Raw genomic sequence first — 15,733 nt, forward strand, 5'->3', positions numbered from 1 at the left:
AGGAGATGCTGCTGACGCGCACCAGCGAGCGCTCGGGGCGGGCCATCGACCACGATCAGGCGGGATCGATGGAGAAGAAGAAGCGCGAGGGGTACTTCTGAGCCGAAGGCTCAGAAGACCCGAGAAGGAAGGAGGAAGGGGCGTGGTATCCAAGGTTTTCTTTCTTCTTCCAGGTGCGAAGTACCGTTCTTCCATCTTCCTCCTTTTATCTTAAGGTTTGCCCATGTCACATCAATCCGCACTGATCGCCGACAACATCGAGCAGTACCTGCACGAGCACGAGAACAAGGACCTGCTGCGCTTCATCACCTGCGGCAGCGTCGACGACGGCAAGTCGACGCTGATCGGGCGGCTGCTGCACGACTCCAAGATGATCTACGAGGACCAGCTCGCCGCGATCACCCAGGCGTCGAAGACCAGTGGCACCACCGGCGACGCCGTGGACCTGGCGCTGTTGGTCGACGGCCTGCAGTCCGAGCGCGAGCAGGGCATCACCATCGACGTCGCCTACCGCTTCTTCTCCACCGACAAGCGCAAGTTCATCATCGCCGACACCCCGGGGCACGAGCAGTACACCCGCAACATGGCCACCGGCGCCTCGACGGCGAGCCTGGCGATCATCCTGATCGACGCGCGCTACGGGGTGCAGACCCAGACCCGGCGGCACAGCTTCATCGCCGACCTGCTGGGCATCCAGNGGAGATCGTCGCCGATTACCGGGCCTTTGCCGAGAAGCTCGGTGCCCGCGACATTCGCTTCGTGCCGATGTCGGCGCTGGAGGGCGACAACGTGGTCAACGCCAGCGAGCGCACGCCGTGGTACCAGGGCGAACCGCTGCTCGAGCTGCTGGAGACGGTGGAGATAGTCCACGATCAGAACCTCAGCGACCTGCGCCTGCCGGTGCAGTACGTCAACCGACCGAACCTCGACTTCCGCGGCTACTGCGGCACTCTGGCCGCCGGCATCCTGCGCCCGGGCCAAAAGGTCAAGGCGCTGCCGTCGGGTAAGACCTCGACGGTCGAGCGCCTCGTCACCTTCGACGGCGACCTCGAGGTCGCCTATCCGGGCCAGGCGATCACCGTGACGCTGGAAGACGAGCTCGATATCTCGCGTGGTGACTGGCTGGTCGAGGCCGAGGCCGAGGTGCCGCTGTCGAACGCCTTCACGGCCGACATCGTGTGGATGCACGACACGCCGATGGAAGCCGGCAAGCTCTACGATTTCAAGCTGGCGACGCGCGACCTGTCCGGCGAGATCCGCACCATCGAGCATCAGATCGACGTCAACACCCTCGAGCATCATCCGGCCGAGCGACTCGAGCTCAACGCCATCGGCCACTGCCGGGTGGAACTGACCAGCGCGGTGCCAGTGGACGACTACCGCCAGAGCCCTGGCACCGGCAGCTTCATCGTCATCGACCGTCTGACCAACGTCACGGTGGGGGCGGGGATGATCCGTGGCATCGCCGAAGCTCAGGCCAGGTCGACCACGCAGGTGGACTGGGAAGCCTTCGAGATCGAGCTGAACGCCTTGATCCGCAAGCACTTCCCGCATTGGGAGGCCAAGGATGTGCGCGAGTTGCTGAAGCGCTGACCGGCACGAGCCGTATCATGACCGACGACGCCCCGGGATCGCATGATTCCGGGGCTGCCGTGTTGAACCCCACAGGTTACCCTGGGTCGGAACTGTCAGGGGACCCGCCGCCATGATCGTGATTGCCGTCATTCTGCTGCTGTTGCTGTTCATCCTGCCGAATGTCTGGGCCAAGTGGGTGCTGCAACGGTATTCGCGCCCACGCGCCGACTATCCAGGAACCGGAGGGGAGCTGGCTCGACACCTGATCGAGCGCTTGGGCTTGGAAGGGGTGACGGTGGAGGTCACCGAGTATGGCGATCACTACGATCCGACTTCGCGTAGGGTGCGTCTCTCCGCGGAGCATTTCGAGGGGCGTTCGCTGACCGCTGTGACCGTGGCGGCCCATGAGGTGGGCCACGCAATCCAGCATCATCACGGTTACCAGCCACTGTTGATGCGCACGCGCCTGGTGGGGGTTGCCCAGAGCGCGGAGAAGCTGGGGGCCGGCCTGATGATGGCTGCGCCATTGTTGTTCGTGCTGACGCGCACGCCCGGTGGCACCGCCCTCGTGGTCATCGCCGCCATCCTCAGCTTCGGTACCGCGGCGATGGTGCACCTGATCACCCTGCCGGTGGAGTTCGATGCCAGCTTCCAGCGTGCTCTGCCGCTGCTCAAGCAGTACCTCCCGCCCTATGACATGCCGGCGGCCCGCCATCTGCTTACCGCCTGCGCCTTCACCTACGTGGCCGCCTCGCTGGCCAGCATCCTCAACCTGGGCAGGTGGCTGGTGATTCTGCGCCGCTGACATGGGGCGCCTGCGGCGCCAATCGCGCAGAAGATCTGCGCTCCCACGGGGTGGGTGGCCATGCGGGGGTGGTGGCGCAATTTATTGCGCGATGGGTGTGGCACCGCCCCGAGAATGCCGGCCTGGCGGCCGGATCGCGCTCGCGAGCGTTCCTACCGGTGCCGTGCTGCATCTCCTGGCGATGGCGGGCGTCATTCGCTGTGGTTGCTGCCCTTGCGCTGTGGCAGTTCGTTCATGATGGCGTGGCGTTCGGCATCGCTGAGCGACGACCAGGCGGCGATTTCGTCCAGCGTGCGGTGGCAGCCGAGGCAGTAGTGGCCGCCCGTGGGCAGGCGGCAGACGCCCGTGCAGGGCGAGGCGATCCGCTGGGGCGGGGTGGCATCGCTCATCGGTTGGCGCCGGGCACCCAGAGCACGTCGTCCGCGCCGTTGGCGTTGGCCGTGCGGGCCGCGACGAACAGCAGGTCCGAGAGTCGGTTCATGTAACGCAGGACCTCGGGGTTTACGGGCTGGGTCTCCATGAGCCGGGCGATCAGCCGTTCGGCGCGCCGGGCGATGGTGCGGGCCAGGTGCAGGTGGGCGGCCAGCGGCGTGCCGCCGGGGAGAATGAACGAGCGCAGGCTGGCGAGGTGCTCGTTGAGCGCATCGATGCGTTCCTCCAGGTAGTCGACCTGCGAGGCCGCCACGCGAAGCGGCGGATGCTTGGAAGCGTCCTGCTCCGGGGTGCAGAGGTCGGCGCCGACGTCGAACAGGTCGTTCTGGATCCGCGCCAGCACCTGGTGCAGCTCGCCTTCGGCATGCAGCTGGGCCAGGCCGAGGGCGGCGTTGGTCTCGTCCACCGTGCCGTAGGCTTCCACGCGCAGGTCGTGTTTCGGCACCCGGCTGCCGTCGCCGAGCCCTGTGTCGCCCTTGTCGCCGGTGCGGGTGTAGATCTTGTTGAGCTTCACCATGTGTCTCGCCTTGCCTCCGGGTCCGTCGCGGCCTCGTCCCCGGCCAGGGTCTGGAGGGCCTTGCGGTAGGTGTCGCGCAGGGTCGGCTCGTCGAGGAGCTGGGGCTGTTCCCCGAGCAGCTCCGCCACCCGGCGTACGATCAGCGACTGGACATGATAGCGCCGCCGCAGGCGACGTGTCTCCGTTGGGTCGCGCCGTTTGCTCAGCCAGTCGAGGTGCTGGCTGATGGCGTCATCCAGCTCGGCCAGGCCTGCCTCGCCGTCCTGCGTCACCTCGATGACCGGTGGCAGCCAGGTGCGGGTGTCGCGGTGGCGTTGCACGATGCCGCGCACTTCCGAGGCGGTCTTCCTGGCGCCGACCAGGTCGGCCTTGTTGATGACGTAGATATCCGCCAGTTCGAGAATCCCGGCCTTCATCGCCTGCACGGCGTCGCCGGCGTTAGGCTGTAGCACCATGACCAGGCTGTCCACTGCGTGGCGCACGGCGTGCTCGGCCTGGCCGACCCCGACGGTTTCCAGCAGCACCTCGCAAAAGCCGTGGCTGTCCAGGGCGTCCAGCAGGTCCGCCACGTTGTCGGCCAGGCCGTCATTGGCGGAGCGGCTGGAGAGGGAGCGGATGTAGAGCTCGGGCTCGTTGACGATGTTGTCCATGCGGATGCGGTCGCCGAGGATCGAGCCGCCGGAGAGCGGGCTGGTCGGGTCGATTCCCAGGATGGCGATGCCGCCCTGGTCACGGCAGGCGGCCAGGCGTCGCTTGGCGAGGCGGCTGACCAGGGTGCTTTTGCCCGCGCCGGGGGCGCCGGTGAAACCGATCCGCGTGGTGTCGCGGTCGGAGGTGGGCTGGCGCGCCCCATGGTCGAGACTCTCGGCCACGGAGGCCGAGGCGAGCTTGGTGAGGGTGCGACCCAGGGCGCGGCGTGAGCGGGGATCGAGCCGGGTCATGCGTTAGCCTCCCTCGGCGTCGTGCGGCTGGTGGATGTCCCAGCGCCGGCCCTGCAACGGTTCGCTGTCTTCGCCGAGCAGCGGTGGGGGGCCATAGCGCGGCGGCTGGTCCGGCAGCTTGATCGGGTTGCCCACCATGCGGATCTCGCCATGGGACGTGGGCACCGAGACCACCATCTGACGCGACTGGGTCAGCGCCGACTCGAGGGCCGTCTCCAGGCTCTGCACGCCCGCCACCACCACGCCCAGGGGCGAGAGCCGATCTACCCAGCTGTCGGTGGTGCCGGTCGACAGCACCGCCTGGATGTCGTCGACCACGCGCTCGCGATTCGCGGCGCGCGCCTCCATGGTCGAGCGGCGGGGGTCGTCGATCCATTCCGGATGCCCGACTTCGCGGCAGAAGTCCGCCCAGAAGCCGTCGTGAGTGATGAACAGCGCCAGGTGGCCGTCCCGGGTGCCGAAGATCTGGGCCGGGACGATGTAGGGGTGGCCGCCGCCGGGATAGCGCTCGACCTTCTGCCCGGCGTTGAGATAGGCGCTGGCGAGATAGTTCAACTGCGAGAGCATGGTGTCGTAGAGGGACACGTCGACCTGGCCGCCACGGCCCTCCACCAGCTTGGCGGTCAGGCCTAGCGCGCCCATGATGCCCGCGGAGTTGTCGACCACGGAGTAGCCCGTTTTCACCGGCGGGCCGTCGGGGTCGCCGGTCATGGCCATGACTCCCGCCAGCGCCTGGATGACGTAGTCGTAGGCGGGCTTGTCGGCGAAAGGGCCGTCCAGCCCGTAGCCGGTGAGGGCGAGGCACGCGAGCTTCTCGTTGTGTATGCGCAGGGCATCGTAGGTCAGGCCCAGCTTGCGGATCGCGGCAGGGCGGATGTTGGTGAGCAGGGCGTGCGACGACGCGACCAGCTCGGCGAGCCGCCCTTTCCCGGCCTCGCTGGTGAGGTCCAGGCAGAGGCTGTGCTTGTTGCGGTTGAGGCTGGCGAAGTAGGCGTTGTGGGGTCCGATGTAATTCGGTCCGATCTGGCGCCCGATGTCGCCCTGTCCGGGCGCTTCGATCTTGATCACTTCCGCCCCCAGGTCGGCCAGCAGCATGCCGCAGTAAGGCCCGGCCAGCATATGGCTCACCTCGAGGATGCGAATGCCGGCGAGCGGGCCCTGGGCGTGGGTGGCATCGTTCATTGCAGTTGCCTCTCGATGTCGCTGAGGACGTCTTCCAGGGGCATTTCCGAGGTATAGACCCCGCATGCCCCCGCGTTCAGCAGCGCCTCGCGGTCCTTCTCGGGAATGGTGCCGCCCACGAAGATCTTGATGTCGCCGGCATCGTACTCCTTCAGACAGCGCATGGTCTCGTTCACCAGCTCCATGTGGCTGCCCGACAGCATGCTCAGTCCCACCACATCCACGTCCTCGTCCACCGCGACCTTGGCGATGTACTCGGCGCTCTTGCGCAGCCCGGTGTAGATCACCTCCGCGCCTGCGTCGCGCAGGGCCAGGGCGATCACCTTGGCGCCCACGTCGTGGCCGTCGAGGCCGGGCTTGGCGATCAGGATTCTCTTGCCTTTCAAACTCATGGGATTTCTCCGGTGACGATGGGCGGGGGCCGACCGGCCTGTCGGGCTCCGCTCAGAGACGAATGGGTTCCTGAAACTCGCCCCATTGTGACTTGAGCGTGGCGACCATCTCGCCCACGGTGGCGTAGGCGTGGCAGCAGTCGATCAGGTACGGCAGCAGGTTCTCGTCATCCTGGCCCGCAGCCTTTTCCAGCGCCTTCAGGGTCCGCTCGACCCGGGCCGGGTCGCGCTCGGCGAGGAGGCGCTGGTACTTCTCCTGCACGCGCTCCGAGGCCTGCGGGTCGACCTTGAACACTTCCCCGAAATCGTCGGTCTGGTCGTCGCGGCGGAAATAGTTCTGGCCGACGATCACCGTGTCCCCCCGGTCCACCTTCTGCTTGCGTTCGTGGGCGCGTTCGGCGATGCGCGCCTGCAGGTAGCCGTCCTCGATTGCCTTCACGACACCGCCGTAGTCGTCGATCTCCTCGATGACCCGGCGCGTTTCCTCCTCCATCCGATCGGTCAGCCACTCCACGTAATAGCTGCCGCCCAATGGGTCGACCGTCTTCGAGATGCCGCTCTCGTAGGCGAGGATCTGCTGGGTGCGCAGGGCGATTTCGGCGCTGAATTCGGTGGGGATCTGGAAGGCCTCGTCGTAGGCGCAGGTGAACACCGATTGCGCGCCGCCCAGTGTCGCCGACATGGCTTCCAGGCCTACGCGCACGATGTTGTTGTAGGGCTGGGCGGCGGTCAGCGACGAGCCGCCGCAGACCACGCCGAAACGCAGCCGCTGCGCCTTGGGGTCGGTGATATCGAAGCGTTCTTCGAGCAGGCTGGCCCACAGCCGCCGTGCCGCGCGGAACTTGCAGATCTCCTCGAAGAAGTCCATGTGCACGTAGAAGAAGAAGCTCAGCCGGTTGGCGAACCTAGTGGCGTCGCCGCCGCGACGGATCAGCTCTTCGACGTAGGCCAGGCCGTTGGCCAGGGTGTAGCCCAGCTCCTCGACCGCCGTGGCCCCGGCGTCACGCACGTGGGCGCCGGCGATGCTGATCGGGTTGAAGCGCGGCGTCTCGCGGTTGGAGAACAGGATGGTGTCGGAGATCAGGCGCAGCGAGGGCCGCACCGGGAAGATCCAGGTGCCGCGGGCCACGTACTCCTTGAGGATGTCGTTCTGGATGGTGCCGGTGAGTTTCTCGCGGGGCACGCCCTGCTTGTCGGCCACCGCGCAGTACATGGCATAGATGATCGCAGCGGTGCCGTTGATGGTGAAGGAGGTGGAAATGCCGCCCAGGTCGATGCCGTCGAAGAGGATTTCCGCCTCCGCCAGGTTGGACAGCGACACGCCGACCTTGCCGACCTCGGAGCGTGCCATGGGGTCGATGGGGTCGTAGCCGCACTGGGTGGGCAGGTCCAGGGCCACCGAGAGGCCGGTCTGGCCGCTCTCGAGCAGGAAGCGGTAGCGCTCGTTGGTGTTCTCCGCCGTGCCGAATCCCGAGTACTGGCGGAAGGTCCACAGCCGCCCCCGATAGCCGTTGGGAAAGATCCCCCGGGTGTAGGGGGGCCTGCCGGGTCGGCCCGGATCGGGGTGCTGCAGCATGTCCGGTGTCACCAGTTCGGGAATCTCGATGCCGGACGCGGTGCGCGGTTCGGGAATCGGGGGGGTGCGGTTCTGGGGGGCGGAATCGCTCATCGGGTCCTCCTGCTGTTCAGCACCTTGTCGGCGGCTTCCCAGTGGTCGTCGTGGGTCCAGGTCGCAACGAAATGGCGGGTCTCGATGGCCTCGAGCGCGGCCGGCGGCTGGCCATCGAGATGGGCGCTGGCCAGCGCCTTGAAGGCCCGGAGCACTTGCGGGACCTGGGCGAGGATGGGCCGGCAGAACGCCGCCACGCTGTCGTCGAGCGTTTCGCCGGGCGCGGTGGCCTGGTCGATCAGGCCGATGCGCAGCGCGTCGTCGGCCGTGAGCAGTTCGGCCCGCGACAGCAGGCGCAGGGCTTGGGTCGCGCCCACGCGATGCAGCAGCCGGCTGCCGCCGCCCCAGGCGGTGGAGATGTTGAGCTTGCCCTGGATGAAGCCGATGCGGCTGGTGGGGCCGGCGACGATGAAATCGCAGGCCACGGCGAGTTCCGCACCGCCGCCCAGGGCGTCGCCGTTCAGGGCGGCGATGACCGGAACGGGAAAGCGCGAGATCGCATCGAGGGCACGCCGGGCGTCACGGCTCATGGCCTCGGCGGCCGCGTCGGAGCGCACCGCCGAGAGATCGCGCAGATCGCCACCGGCGGCAAAGCTCTTGTCGCCGGCGCCGGTCAGCACCGCAGCCCTGAGCCCGGGCGTCTCGGCGTGTTGCGTGAAGACGTCGGCGATGTCGTCGAGCACCTCGCGGGACAGGGCGTTGCGTTTCTCCGGGCGGTTGATGGTCACCCGCAGCAGGGGGCCATCCATCGCGACGAGGAGATGATCGGCCATCGGCGTTCTCCGGTCTTGTGTTTTTTCTGCATATCGAATGACTATACGTATAGGTGAAAAATATTGTCAAGCGGCCTGCAAAGGAGAGTCGGCAATTGGGCGGGGCGCTGCCCTGACGCGACGCATGGCCTCGGCTCCCGGCCGGGAGCCGAGGTGGAGTAGGAGAGGATGAGGGTGCCCGCCCTGACAGGCGAGCACAGGCAGCTTTCGGAGAAGGCTAGAGCGTGGTCAGGCGGTCACCGTGACGAATCAGGGTGTCAAGGTAGTGCTCGAGCTGGCGTGACATGCGCTCCATCGGGCCGGCGATCGCCACGCCCAGGGGCTCGCCGTAGACCTGGCGGGCAATGGCGATGGCCATGACGTCATCGACGTTCTCGCCCCGCGTGATGAAGTAGCCGCGACGGCGGCTCTCCACGATGTCGTCCATCAGCTGATGGCGGTCGGTGAGCGTTCGGCCCGTGGCCGGGGTGAGCGGCAGTCGCTCGAGCAGCCCCCGCAGGCGCTGCTCGGTTTCCTGCCCCAGCATGGCCTTGCCGATGGCGCTGGAGTGAAGCGGCTTGGCGTCGCCCGGGCGTGCGGCGTAACGCACGGTGTGGGTGCCTTCGATGATCTCCAGGTAGACCACGCCGTCGCCCTGGCGCTTGCCGAGGATCACCGTTTCGCCGAGTTCGTCGCGCAGTTCGTGCAGTATGGGGGACACGCTTTCCAGCAGCGGGTCGTGGGTGGCGATGGCCTGGGCGACCTGCAGCAGGCGCTTGGTGGGATAGACACGCTTCTTCTGCTCGAGGACGTAAACGTAACCCAGCGCCTGCAGGGTCTTGATCAACGCATGGCAGCTGCTGACCGGGGTGTCGATGCGCTTGGCCAGGTCGCTGAGCGACAACGGCGTCTGGTCGTCGGCAAAGGCCTCGAAGAGGCTGAGGGTGCGTGCCGCCGTCTTGACGCTCTCGGGCTTGCCGCGTTCCGCGGGGTCTCCGGCTGACCGGGGGTTTCGTTTCATCGCCTGTTCTCTCTTTGCAATACGGGACACGGCCCGGGAGCTTACATGAGGCTCGGCCGATTGCCAGCCCGTCGTCAGGGGCAAGCGCGGGGACGGGGGCAGCCGTGTCGCCCGGTTCGGCTAAAGTATAAGCGATTTCGGCTTTATGAAAAACATTACATAGGGAGGAAAAAGTGCTAGCGTGGGACTATTAATAACTACATCGTCCGGAAGCGGCCGTCACGCGTCGCTATCCGGAGACCACGACTCCCAGGGAAGGTGCCACCGCCGGTGGGCATGCCATCGTAAGGACTCGCATATGCCAGGAGGACAACAACAATGCCAGCTACAACCAACGGCACAGCCAGACACTATCTGAATGCGTTCACCCTGGGCGCAGCGGGGATCGTCGCAGCGAGCCTGTTGCCGCTCACCGCCGAGGCCCAGGCCAGGCTCGCCATGGGCGCGACCCACAGCGGATCGGCCTTCTATTCCTATCAGGTCGCTGTGGTGTCCGACTGGAACGACACCGTCGAAGGCGTTGGGATGAGCGTCCAGGAACTGGGCGGGGCCGCCGCCTCGACACAGGCCTTGCTGCGCGGAGAGGTGGACATGGGGATCGCGGTGACCTCCTCCGACCATCAAGCCGTCCAGGGCGAGGGGGACTACGGTTCGCCGGCGGAGAACCTGCGGACGCTGTACTTCTTCGCGCCGCTGCCCTTGAACTGGGTCGTGTCGGCCGATGCCGACATCGCCGGCCTCGATGACCTGGCCGGGCGCGATTTCAATCCCGGTGGGCGCGGCACCGCCACGGAGGGCCAGACGGAGACCGCGCTGGAGATCCTCGGCATCGAGCCCAACTACTATCGCGCCGGTGGCAGCGACGCGCTGGATGCCTACCAGAACCGGCGTCTCGATGCCTTCGTGAAAGCCGGCCTGCATCCCGATGGCTACATCCAGCAAGCCCATTCGTCGCGGCCGGTGCGGCTATTGTCGATGACCCCGGACCAGGCGCAACAGGTGGCCGATGCCCGGCCGTACTTCAGCGTCGGCGAGGTCGATCCCGCTGACTTCTATGGCGAACAGGAAAGCCCCTTGATCACCATCCAGACCGGGATCGGCATCAACACCACCAGCGAGCTCGCTGAGGAAGCCGCCTACGGTATCGTGGCGCGCGCGTTTTCCGAGGAGGGGATCCAGGCCGCGGCCGACGGCTATGCGCCCGCCGCCCAGGTCGATCCGCTGCAGCTGACGCTCAACGCCAGCGTGGCTCCCCTGCATGCCGGGGTGGTGCGTTACCTGAAGGAACAGGGACACGAGGTTCCCCAGCGCCTGGTGCCGCCGGAATACACCGAGTGATGGCGTCCGACAGGGCCGCCAGCACGTGCCAACCATGACATTTCAAGTCGTCAGTGGGCGGGGCCGCGGCATGGCCTCCGCTCGCTGCCAAGGTCCGGGGACCTTGAGGGTCTAGCGTATGAGTTCTGATGAACGTGTCACCTATCTGCGCCGCTTCAGCGGTCTTGCCGGCTGGCTGATCGGAGGCCTCGCCCTGGCGTGGATCCTCTTCCATATCGTCACCGCCGGCGTGGGGACGCTACCCAACTACCAGCAACGTGCCGTACACCTGGGCGGCGCTCTGTTCTTCGTGTTTCTCCTGTACCAGGGGCGCGCACGCTTTCCTCGATTGCAGCTTGCGCTGGTCGACCTGCCGTGCGCGTTCGCCTGTCTGGTGCTGTTGGGGTATGTCTTCGTCAACTACGACGCCATCGTGATGAGTAACTGGTACGTCAATGAGGCGGTGGAGAAGGCGTTTGGCGTCGCGCTGTTTCTGCTGTTGCTGGAAGCCGTCCGGCGCACCCTGGGCTGGCTGTTCGTCGGCCTGATCCTGTTCTTCTGTATCTATGCCTATTTCGGTCCTTACATGCCGGGCCCGCTGGCCCACCGTGGCCTGTCGCTGGAGCGGATGATCTACGTCTTCTACATGGGCAACAACGGCATCCTTGGCACGCTGATGGGCATTTCGGCGACCGTGGTGACCCTGTTCCTGATCCTGGGGGCATTGCTCAATGCCAGCGGTGCCGGGGATACCTTCATCCGCATCGCCATGCGGCTCGGCGGACGCATTCGCGGTGGCGCGGGCATCGTCGCCGTGATCGGCAGCGCCTTCATGGGCATGGTGAACGGCAGCACGGTGGCCAATGTGACCAGCACCGGCGTGTTGACAATCCCGCTGATGCGCCGCCTGGGATTCGATCGCAACCTGGCGGGCTCCATCGAGGCGGTCGCCTCGACGGGCGGGCAGATCATGCCGCCGATCATGGGGCCGGGCGCCTTCCTGATGGCGGAGCTGCTGGGCATTGCCTACCTGGATGTGGTCAAGGCCGCGTTCGTGCCCTCGGTGTTGTTCTTCACCGCGCTGTTGCTGGGCGTCTACCTGATGGCGCGGCGTTATCGGCTGGAGGCATTGCCGCCGGAGCTGATCCCGTCGCGGCGGGAGGCATTCGAGCCCCTGGCCATGGCCAGCCTGCTGGTGCCGATCGGTATCCTGCTGTTCTTCATCCTCCAGCGTTACACGATACAGACGGCGGTGTTCTGGTCGCTGGTCTCCATCAGTGCGATGATGGTCGCAGGCGCCCTGTTTCGCCGCCGGCCACCCGAGACCGCGGCCAGCGAACAGGCCCGCAGGGTGGCGGGCCTCATGGCCGACGAGACGGATCGGGTGCCGCGGACAGTCGTCAGCACCGCGGGCCAGCGTCTCTCCGACGTGGTCGGGTCGACCTATCGGGGGTTGTTCGCCGCCGCGGTGAGCGTGGTGTACATCGCCATGATCATCGCCGCCGCTCAGATCATGGTCTCCATCATCAACCTGACCGGGCTGGGCGTGACGCTGTCGCAGGTGATCCTGTCCATCGGCGGGGATTACCTGTTCGTCTCGCTGGTGCTCACCATGGCGCTGGCCATCATCCTGGGGATGGGGATGCCGACCCCGGCGGCCTATGCCGTGGCTGCCGCGGTGCTGGCGCCACCGCTGCTGAACCTGGGGTTCGAGCGCTTGCCCTCGCATCTCTTCCTGTACTTCTTCGCCAGCGTGTCGGCCATCACGCCGCCGGTCGCGGCGGGAATCTTTGCCGCCATCGCCATCAGCGGCGGGACCTTCTTCGGAACGGCCCGCTATGCGCTGACCCTGGCCTGTAGCCTGTTCATCCTGCCGTTCCTGTTCATCCTGAACCCGGAACTCACCCTGGCGGGCAATCCCCTGGCCATCCTGGTCGCGGTGCTGAGCGCACTGGTGGGCATCGGCTTCCTGTCGGTGGCGGCCATCGGTCATCTGTGGGGCGGCATGGGGCCCGTGTCCCGGCTACTGGTGGGGGGAGGCGCCATCGTCATGGTCACCCCGGGCCTATGGGTGGACATGGCCGGGGCGCTGTGCATCGTGGCGGGGCTGGCCCTGCACCGGTTCCACGCCGTGACATCTCTCCAGCGACTGGGAAAAGGGCACGATGAGCATGCCGGATAATCCGTTTCTCGAACTCCTCGGTGCCCGCCTGGTGCACTGGGACCACGGGCAGTGCGAATGGCAGCCTCCCCACCACCTGAACTCGCAGGGCTCGCTGCAGGGCGGCGTCATCGCCACGCTACTGGATGTCGCCTGCGGCTATAGCGTCTTCTTTCACGCGGCCGATGAGCCCCCGGCACGCACCGCCACCATCTCGCTGACCATCCATTACCTGGCCAGGGTCGACGGCGGGCGCGTGGTGGCCCGGGGCCGGCGGGTCGGCGGCGGCAGGGCGATCTTCTTCGCCGAAGCGGAACTGCTCGACGAAGCGGGCGGCACGATTGCCAAGGCATCGGGAAGCTTCCGCAGCAAGCGTCGCAGCGACCCGGGGCGCGAGGGAAGGGGCTTGTAGGCCGGCCTGGCGGCCGGAATCGCGCAGAAGATCTGCGCTCCCACGAGGGGGTGGTTTGGCTGGGGTGGTGGGAGCGCAGCTCCGCTGAGCGATGGATATGTCGGGCCTTGGCGGTCAGGGCTTGTTGGCCACCACCACTGCACGGCTCGGCGCCGGATAGCCCTCTAGCGTTTTCGATGGGTCCTCGGGGTCGAGGAAGTCGGCCAGCGACTGGAAGGTCATCCATTCCGTCGAGCGCTGCTCCTCCAGGCTCGTGGTCGCTTCGTCGACGATACGCACGTTGTCGAAGCCGCTGCGCTCGAGCCACTGGCAGAGGGCCGCGGAAGAGGGCAGGAAATAGACGTTGGGCATGGCTGCGTAGCGTTCCCCGGGTAGCAGCACGGTGGTCTCGTCGCCTTCCACCACCAGGGTTTCCAGCACCAGTTCGCCGCCAGGACGCAGGGCGTCCTTGAGCTGCTGGAGGTGTTCCAGCGGCGAGGGACGATGATAGAGCACGCCCATCGAGAATACTGTATCGAAGGCCTCGAGCTTGGCCGGTACGTCCTCGATGCCCACCGGCAGGAAATGCGTGCGCCCGCCGTCGGCGTCGCCGACGAAGTGACGGACGGCCTGGAATTGGTAGTAGAAGCGCGGCGAAGGGTCGATGACCAGTACGAAGGCGGCACCGGCGCCGGCCATGCGCCAGGCGTGATAGCCGCTGCCGCCACCCACGTCGAGAACACGACGACCCGCCAGTGCGGAGAGGTGAGGGGCGACCCGTCGCCATTTCCAGTCCGAGCGCCACTCGGTATCGATATGGATCCCTCCCAGCGAATAGGGCCCCTTACGCCACGGTGCGAGTTTGAGCAGCAGGTTCTCGCTCTGGCGGCGCTGAGCATCGCTCAGGGCCAGCTCCACCGTGACGGTATCGCGGTCGAGCCACACCTGTCGCTCGGCGGGTAGCACCGGCAACTTGGCGACCGCCTTCTCCCAGGCCGGCAGGTCGCCGTAACGCTTGCGGTCGAGGCCGCGCGCCAGTTGCTTGGGCAGTTTCGCCAGCCAGGCATCGAGGCCCTGATCGACGAAGGCGTGGTAGAGATCGCGATGGGTGGTGTCCATGGTTCCTCGTTAAAATGTTGACCAGCCAGTGACCTCCAACCACCGATACCTCCAGTAGCGCCATCGCGACGGGTCGGAATGAGCATCGAAAGGCAGGCTGAACCGCTCGTCGTCCAAGTTGTGCCAGTGGCGCTCGAAAGCGGTCTGGACGTCACGGATGACCGGGTGATCCTTGGTGGCGTGGAACTGGATATCGGCTTCCAGGTTGAGGTCGTCGAGGCTGCGGCGGGTGAAGTTGGCCGATCCGAGCAGCAACTCGGCGGGGCGTGTGCCGCCGCTTCTCAGCAGTACCTTGCTATGTGCCTGTTCGCCGCGGGTATCGTACCAGCGAATGGCGATGCCTGCCCGGTGCAGCTCGTGTGCCGCTTGACGATTGGGGATGCCGGGGCTGGCGTGGCCGAAATGCGACTTGTTGGGATCGAGTAGCAGGCGGATCGCCACGCCGCGTCGATGGGCGTCCTTTAGCGCCTCGATCACGCTACGATGGGACAGGAACAGCACCGCGATATCCAGTCGTTCGTCGCTATGTGTGTCGCGGATGATATCCAGCAGAGCGGCGCGGATGGCACCTTCGGTAAGGACTCGCAGGCGCGTCTGGTGCGGGGGAGCGTCTGCGGGTGGTAAAGGCGCGGGATGAAGGCCGAGAGGAGGCAGTCCCGACCATTCGGCCACGGCCAGTTCCGAGTCGAGCAGGTCCAGGGCGGCCGGGCTGGCGAAGCGTATGGCGGTGTCGAGGTAGTCGCTGCTGGCGTCGTCGGCGTTGGAAGAACTGACCAGGGCCACCCAGTCGTTGCCATGATCTACCACTAGCGTCTTGCGGTGATTGGCGTTGAAGTTGAGCGTCGCCAGGTAGCTACGCAGCGTTACCTTCCCTGGCCCCAGTGGGTTGGGCAGCCAGCCGCCGCGGGAGGTGTTGCCAAGCCAGCGAAAGGCCAGCCGCCATAGCGCGGACCAGGTCGGGTTGGGGTCACGGCTCGCTGCCAGGTCGGTGACCACGACCTGGATACCGGCTTGCCGCAGGGCATCGAAGTGAGGAGTTGGTCGACCACCGTAGACGCTGTTGATGGGGTCGGTGATCAGCACGATCTCAAGGTCGGGCACCTCGGCCTTGCGGCGCAGCAGAGCGTCGCGCAGTTGTTGTGCCAGTGGGCGATAGCAGTCGCGGTTCTCACCGGGGACATTGAACTGGAAGATATCGAGCACTAGCAGGCGCCGGGCCTGGCCGATCAGGCGGAAGATCTCGTCGAAGATCGCCTGGCGACAATGCCATTCGCCTTGCGAGTCGCGGTAGCTTTCGTCGAGCAGCAAATGCAGGTCGCCCACCTCGCGCCACGGACCCGTTATGCCCAGCCCACGAGGCAGGGGCTTGTTGGCATGCCACCAGGCAGTGGCCAGCCACACGGCCAGCAACACGGAAACCACGCTGAGGGTCGTCGCCACTCAGAACCTCCGTATGACC

At 66.4% G+C, this 15,733-nt stretch carries 14 protein-coding genes and 2 pseudogenes; 6 read left to right on the forward strand and 10 right to left on the reverse strand.

Annotated elements, in window-relative coordinates; genetic code table 11:
• From IE093_RS11505 to IE093_RS11515, 3 genes and pseudogenes are all read left to right on the forward strand, one after another.
• Positions 1–101, forward strand: a pseudogene (locus tag IE093_RS11505) (sulfate adenylyltransferase subunit CysD); the annotation flags it as partial.
• Positions 102–223: 122 nt separating this feature from the next.
• Positions 224–1,593 (forward strand): annotated as a pseudogene (locus IE093_RS11510) (GTP-binding protein).
• A gap of 112 nt (positions 1,594–1,705) precedes the next feature.
• Complete coding sequence (locus IE093_RS11515) at positions 1,706–2,380, forward strand: zinc metallopeptidase (RefSeq protein WP_189469307.1); 675 nt, start codon at positions 1,706–1,708, stop codon at positions 2,378–2,380.
• A 191-nt stretch (positions 2,381–2,571) separates the two neighbouring features.
• Here IE093_RS11515 and IE093_RS11520 read toward each other — a convergent pair whose 3' ends face one another.
• From IE093_RS11520 to IE093_RS11555, 8 genes are all read right to left on the reverse strand, one after another.
• On the reverse strand, positions 2,572–2,769 hold the full coding sequence (locus tag IE093_RS11520; RefSeq protein ID WP_189469309.1) for a DUF1289 domain-containing protein: 198 nt from the start codon (positions 2,767–2,769) through the stop codon (positions 2,572–2,574).
• On the reverse strand, positions 2,766–3,329 hold the full coding sequence (locus tag IE093_RS11525; RefSeq protein WP_189469310.1) for a cob(I)yrinic acid a,c-diamide adenosyltransferase: 564 nt from the start codon (positions 3,327–3,329) through the stop codon (positions 2,766–2,768). The genes IE093_RS11520 and IE093_RS11525 overlap by 4 nt, the downstream gene beginning before the upstream one ends.
• A complete protein-coding gene (locus IE093_RS11530; RefSeq protein WP_189469312.1) occupies positions 3,323–4,270 on the reverse strand; it encodes an ArgK/MeaB family GTPase in 948 nt (315 codons plus the stop codon). The genes IE093_RS11525 and IE093_RS11530 overlap by 7 nt, the downstream gene beginning before the upstream one ends.
• A 3-nt stretch (positions 4,271–4,273) precedes the next feature.
• Positions 4,274–5,452: a CaiB/BaiF CoA transferase family protein gene (locus tag IE093_RS11535; RefSeq protein WP_189469314.1), complete on the reverse strand. Its 1,179-nt coding sequence runs from the start codon at positions 5,450–5,452 to the stop codon at positions 4,274–4,276.
• On the reverse strand, positions 5,449–5,844 hold the full coding sequence (locus IE093_RS11540; protein ID WP_189469316.1) for a cobalamin-dependent protein: 396 nt from the start codon (positions 5,842–5,844) through the stop codon (positions 5,449–5,451). Before IE093_RS11540 ends, IE093_RS11535 begins: the two co-directional genes overlap by 4 nt.
• A gap of 52 nt (positions 5,845–5,896) precedes the next feature.
• A complete protein-coding gene (locus tag IE093_RS11545; protein WP_189469318.1) occupies positions 5,897–7,513 on the reverse strand; it encodes an acyl-CoA mutase large subunit family protein in 1,617 nt (538 codons plus the stop codon).
• Positions 7,510–8,286, reverse strand: a complete 777-nt coding sequence (locus IE093_RS11550; protein WP_189469320.1) for an enoyl-CoA hydratase/isomerase family protein — start codon at positions 8,284–8,286, stop codon at positions 7,510–7,512. The genes IE093_RS11545 and IE093_RS11550 overlap by 4 nt, the downstream gene beginning before the upstream one ends.
• A gap of 217 nt (positions 8,287–8,503) precedes the next feature.
• On the reverse strand, positions 8,504–9,286 hold the full coding sequence (locus tag IE093_RS11555) for an IclR family transcriptional regulator (protein ID WP_189469322.1): 783 nt from the start codon (positions 9,284–9,286) through the stop codon (positions 8,504–8,506).
• Positions 9,287–9,604: 318 nt separating this feature from the next.
• Here IE093_RS11555 and IE093_RS11560 point away from each other — a divergent pair, with 318 nt between their 5' ends.
• From IE093_RS11560 to IE093_RS11570, 3 genes are all read left to right on the forward strand, one after another.
• Positions 9,605–10,624, forward strand: coding sequence for a TAXI family TRAP transporter solute-binding subunit (locus IE093_RS11560; RefSeq protein WP_189469324.1), 1,020 nt, complete (start codon positions 9,605–9,607; stop codon positions 10,622–10,624).
• Between the two features lie 118 nt (positions 10,625–10,742).
• Positions 10,743–12,785: a TRAP transporter permease gene (locus tag IE093_RS11565; protein WP_189469326.1), complete on the forward strand. Its 2,043-nt coding sequence runs from the start codon at positions 10,743–10,745 to the stop codon at positions 12,783–12,785.
• Entirely contained in the window at positions 12,769–13,176 is a 408-nt protein-coding gene (locus IE093_RS11570; protein ID WP_189469328.1) for a PaaI family thioesterase, read from the forward strand. Before IE093_RS11565 ends, IE093_RS11570 begins: the two co-directional genes overlap by 17 nt.
• A 114-nt stretch (positions 13,177–13,290) precedes the next feature.
• On the opposite strand, the gene cmoB is transcribed toward IE093_RS11570, so the two are convergent.
• Positions 13,291–14,274: a tRNA 5-methoxyuridine(34)/uridine 5-oxyacetic acid(34) synthase CmoB gene (cmoB, locus tag IE093_RS11575; RefSeq protein ID WP_189469329.1), complete on the reverse strand. Its 984-nt coding sequence runs from the start codon at positions 14,272–14,274 to the stop codon at positions 13,291–13,293.
• 9 nt (positions 14,275–14,283) lie between these two features.
• Positions 14,284–15,714 carry a phospholipase D-like domain-containing protein gene (locus tag IE093_RS11580; protein ID WP_189469332.1) on the reverse strand — a complete coding sequence of 477 codons (1,431 nt, stop codon included), beginning with the start codon at positions 15,712–15,714 and terminating at the stop codon, positions 14,284–14,286.
• Positions 15,715–15,733 lie beyond the last annotated feature (19 nt).

Source organism: Litchfieldella qijiaojingensis (genome assembly GCF_014651875.1).
GTDB classification, from domain to species: Bacteria; Pseudomonadota; Gammaproteobacteria; order Pseudomonadales; family Halomonadaceae; genus Litchfieldella; species Litchfieldella qijiaojingensis.

What these genes read in the sequence shown, in the direction of transcription:
- IE093_RS11515 (WP_189469307.1), top strand. Translation starts at nt 1,706, where the DNA reads ATGATCGTGATTGCCGTCATTCTGCTGCTGTTGCTGTTCATCCTGCCG.
- IE093_RS11525 (WP_189469310.1), bottom strand. Translation starts at nt 3,329, where the DNA reads ATGGTGAAGCTCAACAAGATCTACACCCGCACCGGCGACAAGGGCGAC.
- IE093_RS11535 (WP_189469314.1), bottom strand. Translation starts at nt 5,452, where the DNA reads ATGAACGATGCCACCCACGCCCAGGGCCCGCTCGCCGGCATTCGCATC.
- IE093_RS11565 (WP_189469326.1), top strand. Translation starts at nt 10,743, where the DNA reads ATGAGTTCTGATGAACGTGTCACCTATCTGCGCCGCTTCAGCGGTCTT.
- IE093_RS11555 (WP_189469322.1), bottom strand. Translation starts at nt 9,286, where the DNA reads ATGAAACGAAACCCCCGGTCAGCCGGAGACCCCGCGGAACGCGGCAAG.
- IE093_RS11545 (WP_189469318.1), bottom strand. Translation starts at nt 7,513, where the DNA reads ATGAGCGATTCCGCCCCCCAGAACCGCACCCCCCCGATTCCCGAACCG.
- IE093_RS11520 (WP_189469309.1), bottom strand. Translation starts at nt 2,769, where the DNA reads ATGAGCGATGCCACCCCGCCCCAGCGGATCGCCTCGCCCTGCACGGGC.
- IE093_RS11570 (WP_189469328.1), top strand. Translation starts at nt 12,769, where the DNA reads ATGAGCATGCCGGATAATCCGTTTCTCGAACTCCTCGGTGCCCGCCTG.
- IE093_RS11560 (WP_189469324.1), top strand. Translation starts at nt 9,605, where the DNA reads ATGCCAGCTACAACCAACGGCACAGCCAGACACTATCTGAATGCGTTC.
- cmoB (WP_189469329.1), bottom strand. Translation starts at nt 14,274, where the DNA reads ATGGACACCACCCATCGCGATCTCTACCACGCCTTCGTCGATCAGGGC.
- IE093_RS11540 (WP_189469316.1), bottom strand. Translation starts at nt 5,844, where the DNA reads ATGAGTTTGAAAGGCAAGAGAATCCTGATCGCCAAGCCCGGCCTCGAC.
- IE093_RS11550 (WP_189469320.1), bottom strand. Translation starts at nt 8,286, where the DNA reads ATGGCCGATCATCTCCTCGTCGCGATGGATGGCCCCCTGCTGCGGGTG.
- IE093_RS11530 (WP_189469312.1), bottom strand. Translation starts at nt 4,270, where the DNA reads ATGACCCGGCTCGATCCCCGCTCACGCCGCGCCCTGGGTCGCACCCTC.